Source organism: Ruegeria sp. BHSA123 (assembly GCF_059613425.1).
On sequence record NZ_JBXWSL010000009.1, the window covers coordinates 35,672 to 48,772 of the forward strand.

The window sequence follows — 13,101 nt, forward strand, 5'->3', positions numbered from 1 at the left end:
CCCTCTTGGCGATTATCTTGCCTGAGCGATGGTTTAGCCGCGCCAGTCGACAAAGTCACCCAGCGCGGCACGATCTGTGCGAAAGTTATTTGCGGGGTGCTTTCTGTCCGAATACCCAAAGGAAATCGCGCACAGGATCAGGCGGTCTTCCGGGATCCGAAAATACCTGTGCAGGAACGGGCCATACGCGGCTAATGCGGCCTGAGGAATGGTTGCCACACCCATCGCCTGCGCTGCCAACGAGAAAGCCGTAACAAACCCTCCGCAATCCATTGCGCCATATGGTCCAAGTTCCGCCGGGCTTGAGACGATGGCGCAATGCGGTGCATCGAACAGAGCGAAATTGCGCATCATTTGTCGGGCCGATCCTGCCCGGTCCCCGCGCTCCACACCGACTGCTTCATAGAGCGCCCAACCGCACGCGCGGCGGCGGTCTTGATAGACGCCTGAATATGACGCGGGAAACGGAAGATCGGGGGCCGGTGCGCCTGTTTCAGCTTCGTTTTGCATCGCCGCGCGGAACCTGCCGGTCTCTGCGCCGCTTGTGATCACCAATTGCCACGGCTGCGCGTTACACCAGCTTGGGACCCGGGCCGCGCTGGCCACGATTTGTTCGATCTGCTCCTTTGGTACAGGGTCGGGCAGGAAGGCCCGGCAGGAATGGCGTTTCTCCAGAAGGTTATTCAGTTCTGCAAATGACACTAGCGCCTCGTTGTTATGTTCCGACCCTCAGGATGATCATGCCGCGCGAGATGTACAAGCAGTTGCTATTGCTGCCCGTTGGCTGCCAGATACCCGACAACCCCGGCAACAAGCAGGCCCAGAACAACGGCAATCGTGATCTTGATGGCTGACCAGGGACGTTCCCCCTGAACCCGCCCGGTTCGACCGTTCACCACAAATCGATAGGTCTGCCCGCGATATTTGTAAGCCGCCATCCAGATCGGCAGCAGAATATGTTTGAAGGTGACATCGCGCACCTCGGTGTCCACCGCGTGGATACGCTGCTTGTCACCCCCAATATCGAAGCGAACATCCCGTTCGATCACGCGCGCCATATGCGCGCGGGCCTCGGTATAGCCCTCATTGAGTTCAACCGTATACGCCTCGGCGCGAAACCCGGCGAGGTATTCTGGCTGGTAAGGTTCAAGTGCCGGCAGATCCCAAGGCTGTAACGCGTCAGTGTAAGCCTTGGGCAGCGACTGCGAGGCCAGCACCAGAACGTCATCAAAAAACCGCGCAACACGACCTGATTTGGGCGACCAGCGCACTTTTGGCACCTGTTGCTGAACCCGTTTACCGTCCCGTATCACGGTGCGGGTTTCATAATAAATCACGCCGCGCTCACCACGGTAGGTGGACTTGGTGTCGGCATCAAAGGTCCAGTAAGGCACATAGATGCCCTGCATCTTGCGGCCCTTGCGGGCATAATCCTTCAACCCGTTTGGCGCGAACCATAACCGCCCCAGCCAATCGCTCATCGCCTTATGCGCCTCGCGCTTGTCGAAAGCAAAAGGCAGAACGCCCTTCGGTTTGATATGCCGGTTCACACCGGTGTCGGTTACCACCGGCGTGGCACAGAACGGGCATTCCGCAGCGTGCGTATTGGGGTCGAATTCAACCTGCGCCGCGCAGTTCGGACAGGACAGAACGCGGGTCTGTTCCAGCTCGCTGTCAGGCAGACGATCCGTAATGGCCGCGTCAAAATCCAGTTCGCGCAGGCTGGCACCTTGCCAGGGACCCGATCCGATGGGTTCGGAATGACCACAATGATCACATGTCAGCGTACCATCGCCAGGGCTGAACCGGTAATCTGCGCCGCATTGCTGGCAGGGGAAGCGGTGCTCTGCAAGGTCAGGGGCGTGTGTCATACATTACCCAATAGTGTCAGGACAGATGGAGGAGTGTCGCGTTTTGGTCAGGCCCCCGGCGGCGGTGGCGGCAGAATGGTGAACAACTGCGCCAGTTCCTGCACGTCTCCGGCCTTCTTCCAGCCGTCCTGGCCCGCGGTCCAGACATAGGTGTCGCGCGTCAGATCGCCCTCGCTGGCCATTCTGCCCATCCTGGCTTTGGAAAACGGGCCGCTGGTCTGCCCATCTACGGCGATATGCCAAACATGCTCGACCGGTGGCGGCGGCGGGGCCACATAGGCTGCCGGTCGCGGGGCAGCGGGGGCGGGCGCTCCCCACGGGCCGCTTGGCTGGCCTGCTGCGATGTTTGACATCTGCTGTGCCATTGCCATGCCCATTCCCATGCCAAGACCTGCGCCCATTCCACCGCCTTGGTTGGGGTTGCTGGCCGCAGCCGTCATCGCCTCCGCCGCGGAATACTGTGTGAATTTACCCAGATCTCCGGCCAATCCCATCGAGGTCCGCTTGTCCAATGCGGCCTCGACCGCTGGCGGAAGCGAAATATTCTCGATGTAGAATTCTGGCATTTCCAACCCATAGCCTTCCAGCACCGGGGAAACTTCGGCCGCGATCAGTTTGCCCAGATCAGCCGTGTTCGCCGCCATGTCCAATACGGGAATGCCAGATCCCGAAATAACGCGGCTGAACTCCTGCACGATGATGTTGCGGACCTGAAAGCTGATCTCGTTCATGGTGAATTCGCCGTCGGTTCCAACGATTTCCACAAGGAACCTGGCCGGGTCTTTTACGCGCACGGTATAGGTGCCATAGGCACGAATGCGGGTCGGCCCAAACTCGGGGTCGCGCAGCATGATCGGGTTCTTGGTCCCCCATTTCAGGTCGTTGAACCGGGTCGTGTTGACAAAGTAGATCTCGGACTTGAACGGCGACTGAAAGCCATGATCCCAGTGCTGTAACGTGGTCAGGATCGGCATGTTGTTAGTTTCAAGCATATAGAGACCTGGCGTGAACACATCCGCCAGCTGCCCCTCGTGCACAAATACTGCCGCCTGACCTTCCCGCACCGTCAGCTTGGCACCGTATTTGATTTCATGGCCTTCACGCTCGAACCGCCAGACCATGGTGTCGCGAGTGTCGTCAACCCAATGGATGACGTCAATGAATTCTCCGGTCAGAAAATCGAATATTCCCATTTGGGTTCTCCTGTCCTTGGGGTCAGAGCGGCTGCCCCATCAATTCCCGGGCAATGACATGCACAATGGGGCGGGCCTGATCGACTGTCACGCCGGGCTCAAGCCGCTTGTCATAAAGCATTGTCAGCAGTTTTTCGTCATGGCTCGTCAGCAGGGCAAACTCGTCATCATCATTGAAGATCGATGGGCGCGCTGCCGGGCTGTCGTTCGACAATCCCAGCCCCTGTGCGATTTCTTCGTGGATACAGCTGCGACGGACCAGATCAGTCAATTCGGCCCGGATCAACGCAACGGCGCGCACATATTTATACGGAGAGGCCGTTGTCGCCGAGGCAAAAACAAAACAATCGAAATTCGATCTCGGATTTGCGACCAGATCAAGCGAAGCCTGACTGATATTCGGGATCAGCTGTTTCAGTCGGGACACCACATAGGCGCTGTCGTCCTTGCCCGCGAAGAAGACGTGGAAGTTAGCGTTTCGGGAGACCACGGAAATCGGATGATCCGTCAGCCTCGCCAGGCGCGAGGCAAAGGACTGAACCCGTTCCGCATCCTGTTCCCGTACAACAGGCAGCACGGAAGGCCCAAACTCAGTCTGGATGCGCACCGGCCCCGACCAACGGCTGAGCTGCCCGTCTGTCTGGCGCGAACCGATGGAAACGTTTTGGGTCGGATATTCGCTGTAGAACGCAATCGCTTCGAAGTTCCGCGCCAGATCCTGGGCGTCATAAGGCGTATCGGGCCCGCCCCCGTCTGTCCGCAATAACCCCCGCACCAGAAGGTCGCGTTCGACACGCTGGTAAAACCGCGCCAGATCCTGACTTGCGGCAGAGGGCGGTACATAGGCATTCGCCGCAACAGAAACAGGCGCTGGGCGCGCTTGCGGCGCAATCGAGGATGTCAGTGTTTCATCGCAATTGGCCAAAGCCAAAAACGCCGCCATCCCCAGCGCCTTTTTTAGATATGTAATATCCCGCACGCCCAGTTCAGCCTCAGCCGGGGAGAGCGGTTCCGGCGTTGTCGCCGGTCCCGTCTCGTCGCGCCTTGGCGGATGCCAGAGTGTCGCGCAGTTCCGCCTCCATCTTCTGCAGCTCGGCCTCGGCCGCGGCACGTTTGGCTTTTCCTTCATCCGCAATGGCCAGGCTTTCGTTGATAGTGCCGATCAGGTCTGCGTTGGCCTTTTTGACAGCTTCGATATCGAACACGCCGCGTTCCATTTCCTCGCGAATCATCTTGTTCGACTGGCGCAGATTGGCAGCATTCGAGGTCAAAAGTTCGTTGGTCAGATCGTTGGCGTCGCGCACCGCGGCGGCAGCTTCGGCGCTGCGCTGAATGGTAACGGCCTGTGCCAGTTGCGTTTCCCACAGCGGCACGGTGTTCACCAGCGTCGAGTTGATCTTTGTGACCAGAGACTTGTCGTTCTCCTGCACCAGCCGGATCGAAGGCAGCGACTGCATCGTGACCTGACGGGTCAGTTTCAGATCGTGCACGCGGCGCTCCAGATCGTCACGCGCGGCGCGCATGTCACGCAGTTCCTGTGCTTTCATCACTTGTTCTTCTTCTGGCGCGGCCTGAACGGCAGCTTCCCTTTCGGGGATGTCGTGGCTGTCCAATTCGGTCAGCTTTTCTTCACCCGCCGCGATGTACAGCGCCAGTTCATCATAGAAGCCCAGTGTTTTTTCGTACAGCAGGTCCAGCGATTTGATGTCCTTGAGCAGTGTATGCTCATGCCCCAGAAGATCGTCGGTTATGCGGTCGATTTGCCCCTGAACTTCTTCAAACTGAGCGGTGAATTTCGCAAATGGCGCGGCCCTGCCCAGCAGCCTTTCCCACCAGCTGCGCTCGCGGCGCACGTCCAGCTCACTGACCGAAAACCCGCGGATCGTGGTCACGATATTGCGCAGGCTGTCGCCTGCGGGGCCTACATCCTTGTTGCGCACATCCGCCAGCATGGCCTGACTGATTTCCTGCAATTCGGCCTGAGCGGAAGATCCGAAAGCAACAATCGAATTGGTGTTGCTCATGTCGATCTCGTCCATGCGCTTGCGGATCTCGGCACTCACTGGTTCGTCGGCTTCTTCAAGCGAGATAACCTCGGCCTTTGGTTCGGGCAGGGCAACTGCGGTGACTTCCTGCACCAGTGTTTCGGCCTGAGCCGCCTTGTTCTTGATCTCATCGGACATGGGGATGTTCCTCGCTCAAATAATGGCCGGTCAGTCCAACCGGACGCCTTCGCGCTGCAGTCTTTCGCGCAGCACGTCGATTTCGACCGTCAGATCACTGCGGTCATCCAATAGCATTTTGCGCGTACGCGCGGCGAAATTCTGTTCTAGGTCATCCAGCAGCGCGACGTAGTCCGTCATCGCCTGCGCATCGCGGGTCCGGGCATAGACATCGGCGAACTTGACCGTCGCATCACGCGCGCCCTGTAGATAAACCGTCATGTATTTTCGCGCGCCCGCCAGATCGCGGGGGTCTTCCTCGACCGTTCGAAAAAGGTCACGTGCAGTGTCCTGAAACCGTTCCAAACGGGCTTCGATCCGGCGATCACCCGCGCGTTTGATGGCGTCCGTCATCTCGGAAAGACGGTTTTCCGCATCCTCAACGACCCGGGCAACGCGATCTTGCTGAAAGGTGTCAATTCCTTCCATGCCTTTGTCCTTCATCGGATCAAACCCGAAGGAGGCCGAGTGCAGCACGGTTGCTGCCGCGCCGAACAAGACGGGGGCAAGCAGGCTGACTTGTGATGCCGTTTCCGCATTCAGAAACTCGGTCCGGTACGACGCAAAAGCGGCACCCAGACCTGTCAGAAGGCTGGCAAAGATTTTACGCGGAAAAGCAGGTCGGCGGGCGGTTTTACGGGCGTTAAACGCGGCTTCGGCCCGCAGACCTTCGCGCAGCAAAAACGCAGCTGCCGTCAGCAGGCCAGCTGCGATCAGACCAATGGTCATGCCAATCGCGCCGTCGTTCAGCGACAGAAATACCAATGGGATCGCCGGTATGAACAGGACATTGGCCCGTGCACCCGCAGGTTCGACCCGCGCGCCATCGAATTGTCCACGGGGCTGAAGAGTGTCACCGGACGCATTGTCCTGAGGGCTGTATTTGCCGCCAAATCGCTTTGCCATGCGTTACAAGCCCCCAAGCACGCCTGTGCACACGCCAAACAAAAGCACCAGCAATACGGCGTAGGCGAATTTTTGCACTCCGCTTCCGGACATCACGCTCCCCAAATAGCAGCAATCACAGAAAATTTAGGGGATACGCATGCTTGGCGCTAGGGGGAAGGTTGCCGAACCTGCATCACTTGCGGGGATTCTTGCCGATGGGCGGGCGTTTTCTTTGTGGTCGCGTCGGGCGTTTGGGGGCCGCTTCGGGTTTGGCATCCGAATCCAGGCCAAGTTGATCGCGCATAACGCGGCGGCGGATTTCTTCGACTTCGCCCGGCTTCAGATTGCCCAATTGGAACGGTCCGTAAGAAACCCGCAACAAACGGTTCACATTAAAACCGATATCTTCCATCGCGCGGCGGATTTCACGGTTCTTTCCTTCGCGCAGACCGATGGTCAGCCAGGCATTGGCCCCTTGCTGGCGATCCAGCGTGACGGTCATCGGCTGGAACCGCTCTCCCTCAATCACCAGCCCTTTGCGCAGCGGTTCGAAATCTTCGTCTTTCGGGCGGCCGTTTACCCGCACACGGTATTTGCGCAACCAGCCGGTCGCTGGCAGTTCAAGCTTGCGCTTGATAGCACCATCATTAGTCAGCAGCAGCAGACCTTCGGAATTCAGGTCAAGCCGGCCAACGCTCATCACCCGCGGCATGTCTTCGGGCAGCTTGTCGAAAATCGTATCGCGCCCTTTTTCGTCGCGGGTTGTTGTGACCAGCCCAGCAGGCTTGTGATACAGCCACAAGCGCGAGGGTTCCGGTTCCGAGACCGGTTTACCGTCGACAACGATCTTGTCTTTTTCTGTTACGTTCAGGGCGGGGCTGTCGATGGCCTTGCCATTTACGGCCACGCGGCCAGCTTCGATCATGCGTTCGGCCTCGCGCCGCGACGCGACGCCGGCGCGGGCCAGGACTTTGGCGATCCGGTCGCCGGGAGGAGGGGTCTTGTTCATGTCTGGGCCATACCCTATCCCGCGCGCTTGCGAAAGGCAGGTTTCTGATGCAGTCAGGGGCATGATGTTCAAATCGCATATGGAACAGGCACTGAGTGAGGCGCGCGCTGCAGCGGATCGCGGCGAAGTGCCCGTTGGCGCGGTCATTGTCGGGCCGGACGGCTCTGTTGTGGCGGTGGCAGGAAACCGGACGCGTGAGTCGAACGACCCAACGGCGCATGCAGAAATCCTGGCTTTGCGCGCGGCCTGTGCCCATGCTGGATCTGAAAGACTGCCCGGACATGATATCTATGTCACACTGGAACCCTGCGCCATGTGCGCAGCGGCCCTGGCGGCCGCGCGTATCCGGCGCGTTTATTACGGGGCTTCCGATCCCAAATCCGGCGGCGTGGCCCATGGCGCGAGGGTTTTTTCCCACCCGCAAGCGCATCACAAGCCCGAGGTCTATGACGGCTTAGCAGCCAAAGAATGTGAAACCCTGCTGCTGGATTTTTTCGCAGAAAAACGAAAAGAAAAATGAGGCTGGCCTGACAGGACGGCTACTGTCAGTTCCAGTCCAGGCGATACACTGTCTGCTGCCCGCCGAACCCTTTCAGTGAGACCGATTTTGGCGTGCTGAATTTCAGACCGCCCGCCGGGCTGACCAGCAATCTGGTTACGTCGGTGACGTGAATTTCGTTCGGGCCACTTACGTCTGTCACGCGCGCGGCCTTATTGACGACGGACCCGAAGAAATCCTCATCTTTCTGTATGACGTCGCCGGTATGAATTCCAATCCGCAGACCCAGAGGTGTTTCGGCATTTGCCAACGCGTTCTTACTTTGCAGCTCGATTGCTGCCTGGATTGCATCCTGGACCGTTGGGAAGATCGACATCGTGCCGTCCCCAAGGGATTTGACCAGCCGTCCCTGATGGGCGTGGATGAGGTTTTCAGTCAGATCAAAATGACCGGAAATAAGCTGGGCCCATTTCTTGTCGCCCAATTGCCGGGTGATATCTGACGACCCGACAATGTCAGTGAACATGACCGAGGCGGTTCCCTCGGTCTGATCCTGTGTGAACTCCTGCTTTGCGGCTTCGATCAGTGCATTCAACGCCGCATGTTCGATGCCGATCTTTTCCATGTTCGAGGTTGGGTTGGACACATGCAGCTGCACCATTTTCCAGACGCCGTCTTCCAGATGCAGTACAAATGTAAAGCGGTGCCAGGCTGAATTGCCGTTCGAATGAAAGGTCAGCGTCGCTTCGCAAAATGCCCAGCCCACATCCCCACATTCAAAAGCTTCCAGCGAATGTTCCTGCCAGTCATAGTCCGGGATTTCCTTGGTGTGATCCGCGAAGCCACGGCGAAACACCTGCCCGGACCATGCCTCTTCATCCGCCGAGCCCTGATACCGCAGGTGTTCCGAGGATGACAACATATTGACCAGCACAGCCCGATCCTTGTCATGAACGGCTTGATTCCATCGCCGTACAACTGCGATCAGTTCAGGTGAAGGGACAATGTCGCTGGTCATATCATCCCTACAGCTTTATCGCCTGCATAACCTGCGGTTCGATGACGTCTACACCCGGCAAAGCACCTGCCAGCGCCTGAGCGGATTGCTCAAGAATCGGGAAGGTCTTGTAGTGGCAGGGGATCACAGTTTTGAAGTTGAAGTATCGTTTGGCTGCATAGGCGGCGCCTTTCATATCCATGGTGAAGTGCCCACCTGCGGACAGGATGCCGATATCGGGTTTGTAGTAATCCCCCATCCAGTCCATATCCGCCATGATATCCGTGTCACCTGATACATAGACCATGCGGCCCTCGGTACTGATCATGAAGCCGACCTCGCTGCCGCCCGTGCGCAGGCCGTCAGGTGTCGAAAAGGTCGAGCTGTGAGAGGCCGGGACCATTGTTACCTTGACTCCGTTCAGGTTGACCGTGCCGCCCTTGTTGAAACCAATGGTCTCGATGCTTTCGGCTTCGGCCCAGTACCCCATCAGGTCATATTGTCCCACAACCGGAATTTTCAGGTGTTTGGCCAACGGCAGAACGTCGACGACATGGTCAAAATGTGTGTGGGTCAGAAGGATGTGGGTGGCGCCATCAACGGCGGCGTCATGCTGTTCCTCGGGCATGACCGGGTTGCCGGTCAGCCAGGGGTCGATTAGCAGCACTTGTCCCTGGGATTCGATACGGAAACTTCCATGGCCCAACCAGATAATGTTCATAATAATTTCCTCCCAATCATTCTGTTGGCGGCAGCCTAACATCGGATAAGTAAATTTCCATGGATTGGTTTCGTGAAATAGACGGGTATTGCGAGCGGTTGTCTCCGGCCTACTGGGCCGAGCCCGTTAACGCGGTCACAAACGCCGCTTTTCTGATTTGCGCATGGGTCATGTGGCGGCGCGTGCGCAATCAGAACATGCCGCTGGCCAAGGTTCTGGTGGCGCTTCTGGCGATCATCGGGTTTGGCAGTTACCTGTTTCACACGCATGCGCAGGTATGGGCGGCTTTGGCGGATGTCGCGCCCATACTGTCGTTCATTTTGGTCTATATCTTTGCGGTGAACAAAAACATCTGGAGGATGCCTTTGGGGCTGGCGTTCGGGGGAATGCTTCTTTTTCTTCCCTATGCGGCTGCTGCTGTCCCACTTTTCCAACAGGTTCCGGGGCTTGGAGGTTCGGCGGTTTATGCGGCGGTCGCTTTGCTGATCCTGATCTATGCTGTTGCGTTGCGCGGCCGTGATCCGATTCTGGCCAAAGGGCTGAAAATCGGGGCGTTGATCCTGATCCTGTCGATTGCCTTCCGTGCCCTCGATATGCGTCTCTGTGCTCAATGGCCGGTGGGGACACATTTCATGTGGCATATCCTGAATGCTATTATGCTGGGCTGGATGATCGAAGTGTATCGTGCGGCCCTCATCAGGGGCCGCGTCACCCAAACTCGTGGATCATGAGCATATGTCGGGTAGGCCTGTCGTGACCATCCTTCAGACTTATGATTCGGTCGGTGAAACGGCGCGGCCCTTTTCTCAGTCTTGAAAGGCTGCGGCCAGATGATCCGGCAGGTCGAATTCGCACAAAACCCGTGCGCGGCCCTCGGGCGACATCTTGCGGGCAGTCTTCTCAACGATGCTTTGGATTTTCTCGGCTGAGTGTTTCGCCGCAAAGGGCTGGAAATACCATTTCAGAAATACAAAGCAGATCACATCTTCCAGCGCCTGCACCTCTGCATCGCGTTTGATGCCTTGCTTGCGCAACATGCGACCCGCGGCTTCGGCCTGCTCGGCGTCATAGCCTTCTTGGGTCATCAAACTCATCACCACATCCGCGTGATGCACACCCTGCGCCTTGCGCCAGGCCAGATAACCCGCCCGGCCTTCAGGGAATTCATTGCGGGCAAGTTTCCACCGCTCCACATGTTGACCACGCGCCGCAATCTGCAAGGCGTCGGACGCGCCCGGAAACAGTCGGTCAAGCTCTGCGCTCATCCGCTCGCCGTAAAGCTGCGCTTCGGGGCGGCCATCATCGCGATTGGGGTCATTTGCGTTGGCCGCATCAATGGCATCCAGGACCGCTTGTTTTTGCGTGTTCATCAGCTGCTCCACTTGCTTGTCAGAACCGCAAGTGCCCTATGCAGTTCCTTTTTGGTATTTGCAGCAATGCTAACGACTCGCTTTGGGCTGTGCACCCTCGAATATGCGCTTTGGCCGGGTCGGAGAGGGGATATCCGACCCGGCCGGAACCTGCGCGTCACTTTGCAGGTTTAACCTTGTCCTGTGTGACCGGCTCCGTCACAGGCGACGGGAAGGTCAACGTGCGTGTCAGGTTGCTTGTGTCGATACCCAAGGCCATGGCCGGTGCGGCCAAAAAGGTGGCGGACAAGACTGCGGCAATCATCAGGGGTTTCATGGTTTTCTCCGGTTTGCGTTGTGTCGCACAAATAGAAATGAACAGTATAGTTCAGTTTTCAAGATCAATATTGAACTAATCAGTTTACTTTTTTGCATACCACTCATTCAGTTTTGAATGGCGGGTGTCATGTGGGGGATCAAAAACTCGCCACGGCCTGTGGCGCAGCGGTCTTGCGACTGCCGCGACAGACAGGTAAACGCCCCATAACGTAGATGAGGGAAGCCGATGTCGATTGACCAAAGCACCGCCGCCAAAGTGGCCAAACTGGCCCGGATCAAGGTCGAGGATGACGCGCTCCCGGCGCTGGCATCCGAGTTCAACACCATCCTCGGGTTCATCGAACAGCTGAACGAAGTGGATGTCGAAGGTGTCGAGCCGATGGTTTCGGTCACGCCGATGCGGCTGAAACGCCGTAAGGACGAGGTGACCGACGGCAGCCAGCAGGACAAGGTTCTGGCCAACGCCCCTGATGCCCGCGAAGGGTTCTTCGCAGTCCCTAAAGTGGTGGAGTAAGACATGAGCGATCTGAACAAACTGGGTCTGGCCGAGGCACGCGATGCCCTGCGTTCCGGTGACGTCACTTCTGTCGAGCTGACTGACGCCTGCCTGAAAGCCATTGACGAGGCAGATGCGCTGAACGCTTTTGTCCACAAGACGCCGGAAATTGCGATGGAACGCGCCAAGGCCGCGGATGAGCGTATCCAGCGTGGCGACGCACCGTCGATGTGTGGCCTGCCGATCGGTATCAAGGATCTGTTTTGCACCAAGGGTGTGCCGTCGCAGGCGGCGTCGAAAATCCTGGAAGGGTTCAAGCCGGAATACGAATCCACTGTTTCACAGCAACTGGCCGACGCAGGCGCGGTGATGCTGGGTAAACTGAACATGGACGAATTCGCCATGGGATCGTCCAACGAAACTTCGACCTATGGCAATGCGGTCAGCCCGTGGCGCCGTGGCAACGATGATGCGCATCTGACACCGGGTGGCTCCTCTGGCGGCTCTGCGTCTGCCGTGGCTGCTGATTTGTGCCTGGCGGCGACAGGTACCGACACCGGTGGCTCGATCCGCCAGCCTGCGGCCTTTGTTGGCATCACGGGCATCAAACCCACCTATGGTCGTTGCTCTCGTTGGGGCATCGTCGCCTTCGCGTCCTCGCTGGATCAGGCAGGACCAATGACCAAGAACGTACGTGATGCAGCAATCATGCTGGAAACCATGTGCGGGCATGACCCCAAGGATTCGACCAGTGCCGAACTGGCCGTCCCGAATTTCGAGGCCATGCTGACTGGTGACATCAAGGGCAAGAAGATCGGTATCCCGAAAGAGTACCGTATGGACGGCATGCCCGCCGAGATCGAAAAACTCTGGGCCGATGGCGCAGCGATGCTGAAAGCCGCGGGTGCCGAGATTGTCGATATCTCGCTTCCGCATACCAAATACGCGCTGCCCGCCTATTACGTGATTGCCCCGGCCGAGGCGTCTTCGAACCTCGCCCGTTATGACGGTGTTCGCTATGGCCGCCGCGCACAGCTGGCGCAGGGCGATGGCATCACTGAGATGTACGAAAAGACTCGCGCCGAAGGCTTTGGCCCCGAGGTGCAGCGCCGCGTGATGGTCGGCACATATGTGCTGTCCGCAGGTTTCTATGATGCCTATTACAACCGCGCGCGCCGGGTCCGGACCCTGATCAAGAAAGACTTCGAAGACGTGTTTGCCGCGGGCATCGATGCCATTCTGACACCGGCAACCCCTTCGGCGGCGTTCGGTCTGGGGGAAATGACCGAGGCGGACCCTGTTCAGATGTATTTGAACGACGTCTTTACGGTTACCGTGAACCTCGCGGGCTTGCCCGGTATCTCGGTCCCCGCAGGCCTGGATGCACAAGGTCTTCCATTGGGGTTGCAGCTGATCGGGCGCCCGTGGGAAGAAGGTGACTTGCTCAACACCGCTTATGCGCTGGAAAACGCAGCCGGATTTGTGGCCAAGCCCGGCAAATGGTGGTAAGCCTTCGG

The 13,101-nt window shown here is 58.1% G+C and carries 15 protein-coding genes; 4 read left to right on the forward strand and 11 right to left on the reverse strand.

Annotated features, from left to right (window positions below; genetic code table 11):
• Window positions 1-33 precede the first annotated feature (33 nt).
• The 7 genes from AC2FNC_RS07100 to AC2FNC_RS07130 all read right to left on the reverse strand — a co-directional run bounded on the left by AC2FNC_RS07100 (window position 34) and on the right by AC2FNC_RS07130 (window position 7,183).
• Complete coding sequence (locus AC2FNC_RS07100) at window positions 34-702, reverse strand: nitroreductase (RefSeq protein ID WP_480516148.1); 669 nt, start codon at window positions 700-702, stop codon at window positions 34-36.
• Between the two features lie 65 nt (window positions 703-767).
• On the reverse strand, window positions 768-1,871 hold the full coding sequence (locus tag AC2FNC_RS07105) for a TFIIB-type zinc finger domain-containing protein (RefSeq protein WP_480516150.1): 1,104 nt from the start codon (window positions 1,869-1,871) through the stop codon (window positions 768-770).
• Window positions 1,872-1,918: 47 nt separating this feature from the next.
• A complete protein-coding gene (locus tag AC2FNC_RS07110) occupies window positions 1,919-3,064 on the reverse strand; it encodes an SPFH domain-containing protein (protein WP_480554021.1) in 1,146 nt (381 codons plus the stop codon).
• A 22-nt stretch (window positions 3,065-3,086) separates the two neighbouring features.
• A complete protein-coding gene (locus AC2FNC_RS07115; protein WP_480554141.1) occupies window positions 3,087-4,007 on the reverse strand; it encodes a DUF2927 domain-containing protein in 921 nt (306 codons plus the stop codon).
• Between the two features lie 49 nt (window positions 4,008-4,056).
• Entirely contained in the window at window positions 4,057-5,247 is a 1,191-nt protein-coding gene (locus tag AC2FNC_RS07120) for a toxic anion resistance protein (RefSeq protein ID WP_496714880.1), read from the reverse strand.
• Between the two features lie 30 nt (window positions 5,248-5,277).
• Entirely contained in the window at window positions 5,278-6,192 is a 915-nt protein-coding gene (locus AC2FNC_RS07125; protein ID WP_480604559.1) for a 5-bromo-4-chloroindolyl phosphate hydrolysis family protein, read from the reverse strand.
• A 175-nt stretch (window positions 6,193-6,367) separates the two neighbouring features.
• Window positions 6,368-7,183: a pseudouridine synthase gene (locus tag AC2FNC_RS07130; RefSeq protein ID WP_480475739.1), complete on the reverse strand. Its 816-nt coding sequence runs from the start codon at window positions 7,181-7,183 to the stop codon at window positions 6,368-6,370.
• 61 nt (window positions 7,184-7,244) lie between these two features.
• On the opposite strand from AC2FNC_RS07130, the gene AC2FNC_RS07135 reads away from it, so the two are divergent.
• Window positions 7,245-7,703, forward strand: a complete 459-nt coding sequence (locus tag AC2FNC_RS07135) for a nucleoside deaminase (RefSeq protein ID WP_480493855.1) — start codon at window positions 7,245-7,247, stop codon at window positions 7,701-7,703.
• 25 nt (window positions 7,704-7,728) lie between these two features.
• Here AC2FNC_RS07135 and AC2FNC_RS07140 read toward each other — a convergent pair whose 3' ends face one another.
• Window positions 7,729-8,700: an adenylate/guanylate cyclase domain-containing protein gene (locus tag AC2FNC_RS07140; RefSeq protein ID WP_480516158.1), complete on the reverse strand. Its 972-nt coding sequence runs from the start codon at window positions 8,698-8,700 to the stop codon at window positions 7,729-7,731.
• Window positions 8,701-8,707: 7 nt separating this feature from the next.
• Window positions 8,708-9,400: a metal-dependent hydrolase gene (locus AC2FNC_RS07145; RefSeq protein WP_480604553.1), complete on the reverse strand. Its 693-nt coding sequence runs from the start codon at window positions 9,398-9,400 to the stop codon at window positions 8,708-8,710.
• Between the two features lie 59 nt (window positions 9,401-9,459).
• On the opposite strand from AC2FNC_RS07145, the gene AC2FNC_RS07150 reads away from it, so the two are divergent.
• On the forward strand, window positions 9,460-10,131 hold the full coding sequence (locus tag AC2FNC_RS07150) for a ceramidase domain-containing protein (RefSeq protein WP_496714881.1): 672 nt from the start codon (window positions 9,460-9,462) through the stop codon (window positions 10,129-10,131).
• Between the two features lie 75 nt (window positions 10,132-10,206).
• On the opposite strand, the gene AC2FNC_RS07155 is transcribed toward AC2FNC_RS07150, so the two are convergent.
• Window positions 10,207-10,770 carry a DUF4202 domain-containing protein gene (locus AC2FNC_RS07155; RefSeq protein ID WP_480493731.1) on the reverse strand — a complete coding sequence of 188 codons (564 nt, stop codon included), beginning with the start codon at window positions 10,768-10,770 and terminating at the stop codon, window positions 10,207-10,209.
• 157 nt (window positions 10,771-10,927) lie between these two features.
• Window positions 10,928-11,086: a hypothetical protein gene (locus tag AC2FNC_RS07160; protein WP_209504628.1), complete on the reverse strand. Its 159-nt coding sequence runs from the start codon at window positions 11,084-11,086 to the stop codon at window positions 10,928-10,930.
• Between the two features lie 228 nt (window positions 11,087-11,314).
• Between AC2FNC_RS07160 and gatC the strand changes: the two genes are divergently transcribed.
• Both gatC and gatA read left to right on the forward strand, forming a co-directional pair.
• A complete protein-coding gene (gene gatC, locus AC2FNC_RS07165) occupies window positions 11,315-11,602 on the forward strand; it encodes an Asp-tRNA(Asn)/Glu-tRNA(Gln) amidotransferase subunit GatC (protein WP_480919250.1) in 288 nt (95 codons plus the stop codon).
• 3 nt (window positions 11,603-11,605) lie between these two features.
• Entirely contained in the window at window positions 11,606-13,093 is a 1,488-nt protein-coding gene (gatA, locus tag AC2FNC_RS07170; RefSeq protein ID WP_480475755.1) for an Asp-tRNA(Asn)/Glu-tRNA(Gln) amidotransferase subunit GatA, read from the forward strand.
• Window positions 13,094-13,101: the final 8 nt, after the last annotated feature.

Excerpts from the sequence above, each read along its gene's own strand:
- AC2FNC_RS07105 (WP_480516150.1), bottom strand. The coding sequence starts at position 1,871 with ATGACACACGCCCCTGACCTTGCAGAGCACCGCTTCCCCTGCCAGCAA.
- AC2FNC_RS07110 (WP_480554021.1), bottom strand. The coding sequence starts at position 3,064 with ATGGGAATATTCGATTTTCTGACCGGAGAATTCATTGACGTCATCCAT.
- AC2FNC_RS07115 (WP_480554141.1), bottom strand. The coding sequence starts at position 4,007 with ATGGCGGCGTTTTTGGCTTTGGCCAATTGCGATGAAACACTGACATCC.
- AC2FNC_RS07120 (WP_496714880.1), bottom strand. The coding sequence starts at position 5,247 with ATGTCCGATGAGATCAAGAACAAGGCGGCTCAGGCCGAAACACTGGTG.
- AC2FNC_RS07125 (WP_480604559.1), bottom strand. The coding sequence starts at position 6,192 with ATGGCAAAGCGATTTGGCGGCAAATACAGCCCTCAGGACAATGCGTCC.
- AC2FNC_RS07130 (WP_480475739.1), bottom strand. The coding sequence starts at position 7,183 with ATGAACAAGACCCCTCCTCCCGGCGACCGGATCGCCAAAGTCCTGGCC.
- AC2FNC_RS07135 (WP_480493855.1), top strand. The coding sequence starts at position 7,245 with ATGATGTTCAAATCGCATATGGAACAGGCACTGAGTGAGGCGCGCGCT.
- AC2FNC_RS07140 (WP_480516158.1), bottom strand. The coding sequence starts at position 8,700 with ATGACCAGCGACATTGTCCCTTCACCTGAACTGATCGCAGTTGTACGG.
- AC2FNC_RS07145 (WP_480604553.1), bottom strand. The coding sequence starts at position 9,400 with ATGAACATTATCTGGTTGGGCCATGGAAGTTTCCGTATCGAATCCCAG.
- AC2FNC_RS07150 (WP_496714881.1), top strand. The coding sequence starts at position 9,460 with ATGGATTGGTTTCGTGAAATAGACGGGTATTGCGAGCGGTTGTCTCCG.
- AC2FNC_RS07155 (WP_480493731.1), bottom strand. The coding sequence starts at position 10,770 with ATGAACACGCAAAAACAAGCGGTCCTGGATGCCATTGATGCGGCCAAC.
- AC2FNC_RS07160 (WP_209504628.1), bottom strand. The coding sequence starts at position 11,086 with ATGAAACCCCTGATGATTGCCGCAGTCTTGTCCGCCACCTTTTTGGCC.
- gatC (WP_480919250.1), top strand. The coding sequence starts at position 11,315 with ATGTCGATTGACCAAAGCACCGCCGCCAAAGTGGCCAAACTGGCCCGG.
- gatA (WP_480475755.1), top strand. The coding sequence starts at position 11,606 with ATGAGCGATCTGAACAAACTGGGTCTGGCCGAGGCACGCGATGCCCTG.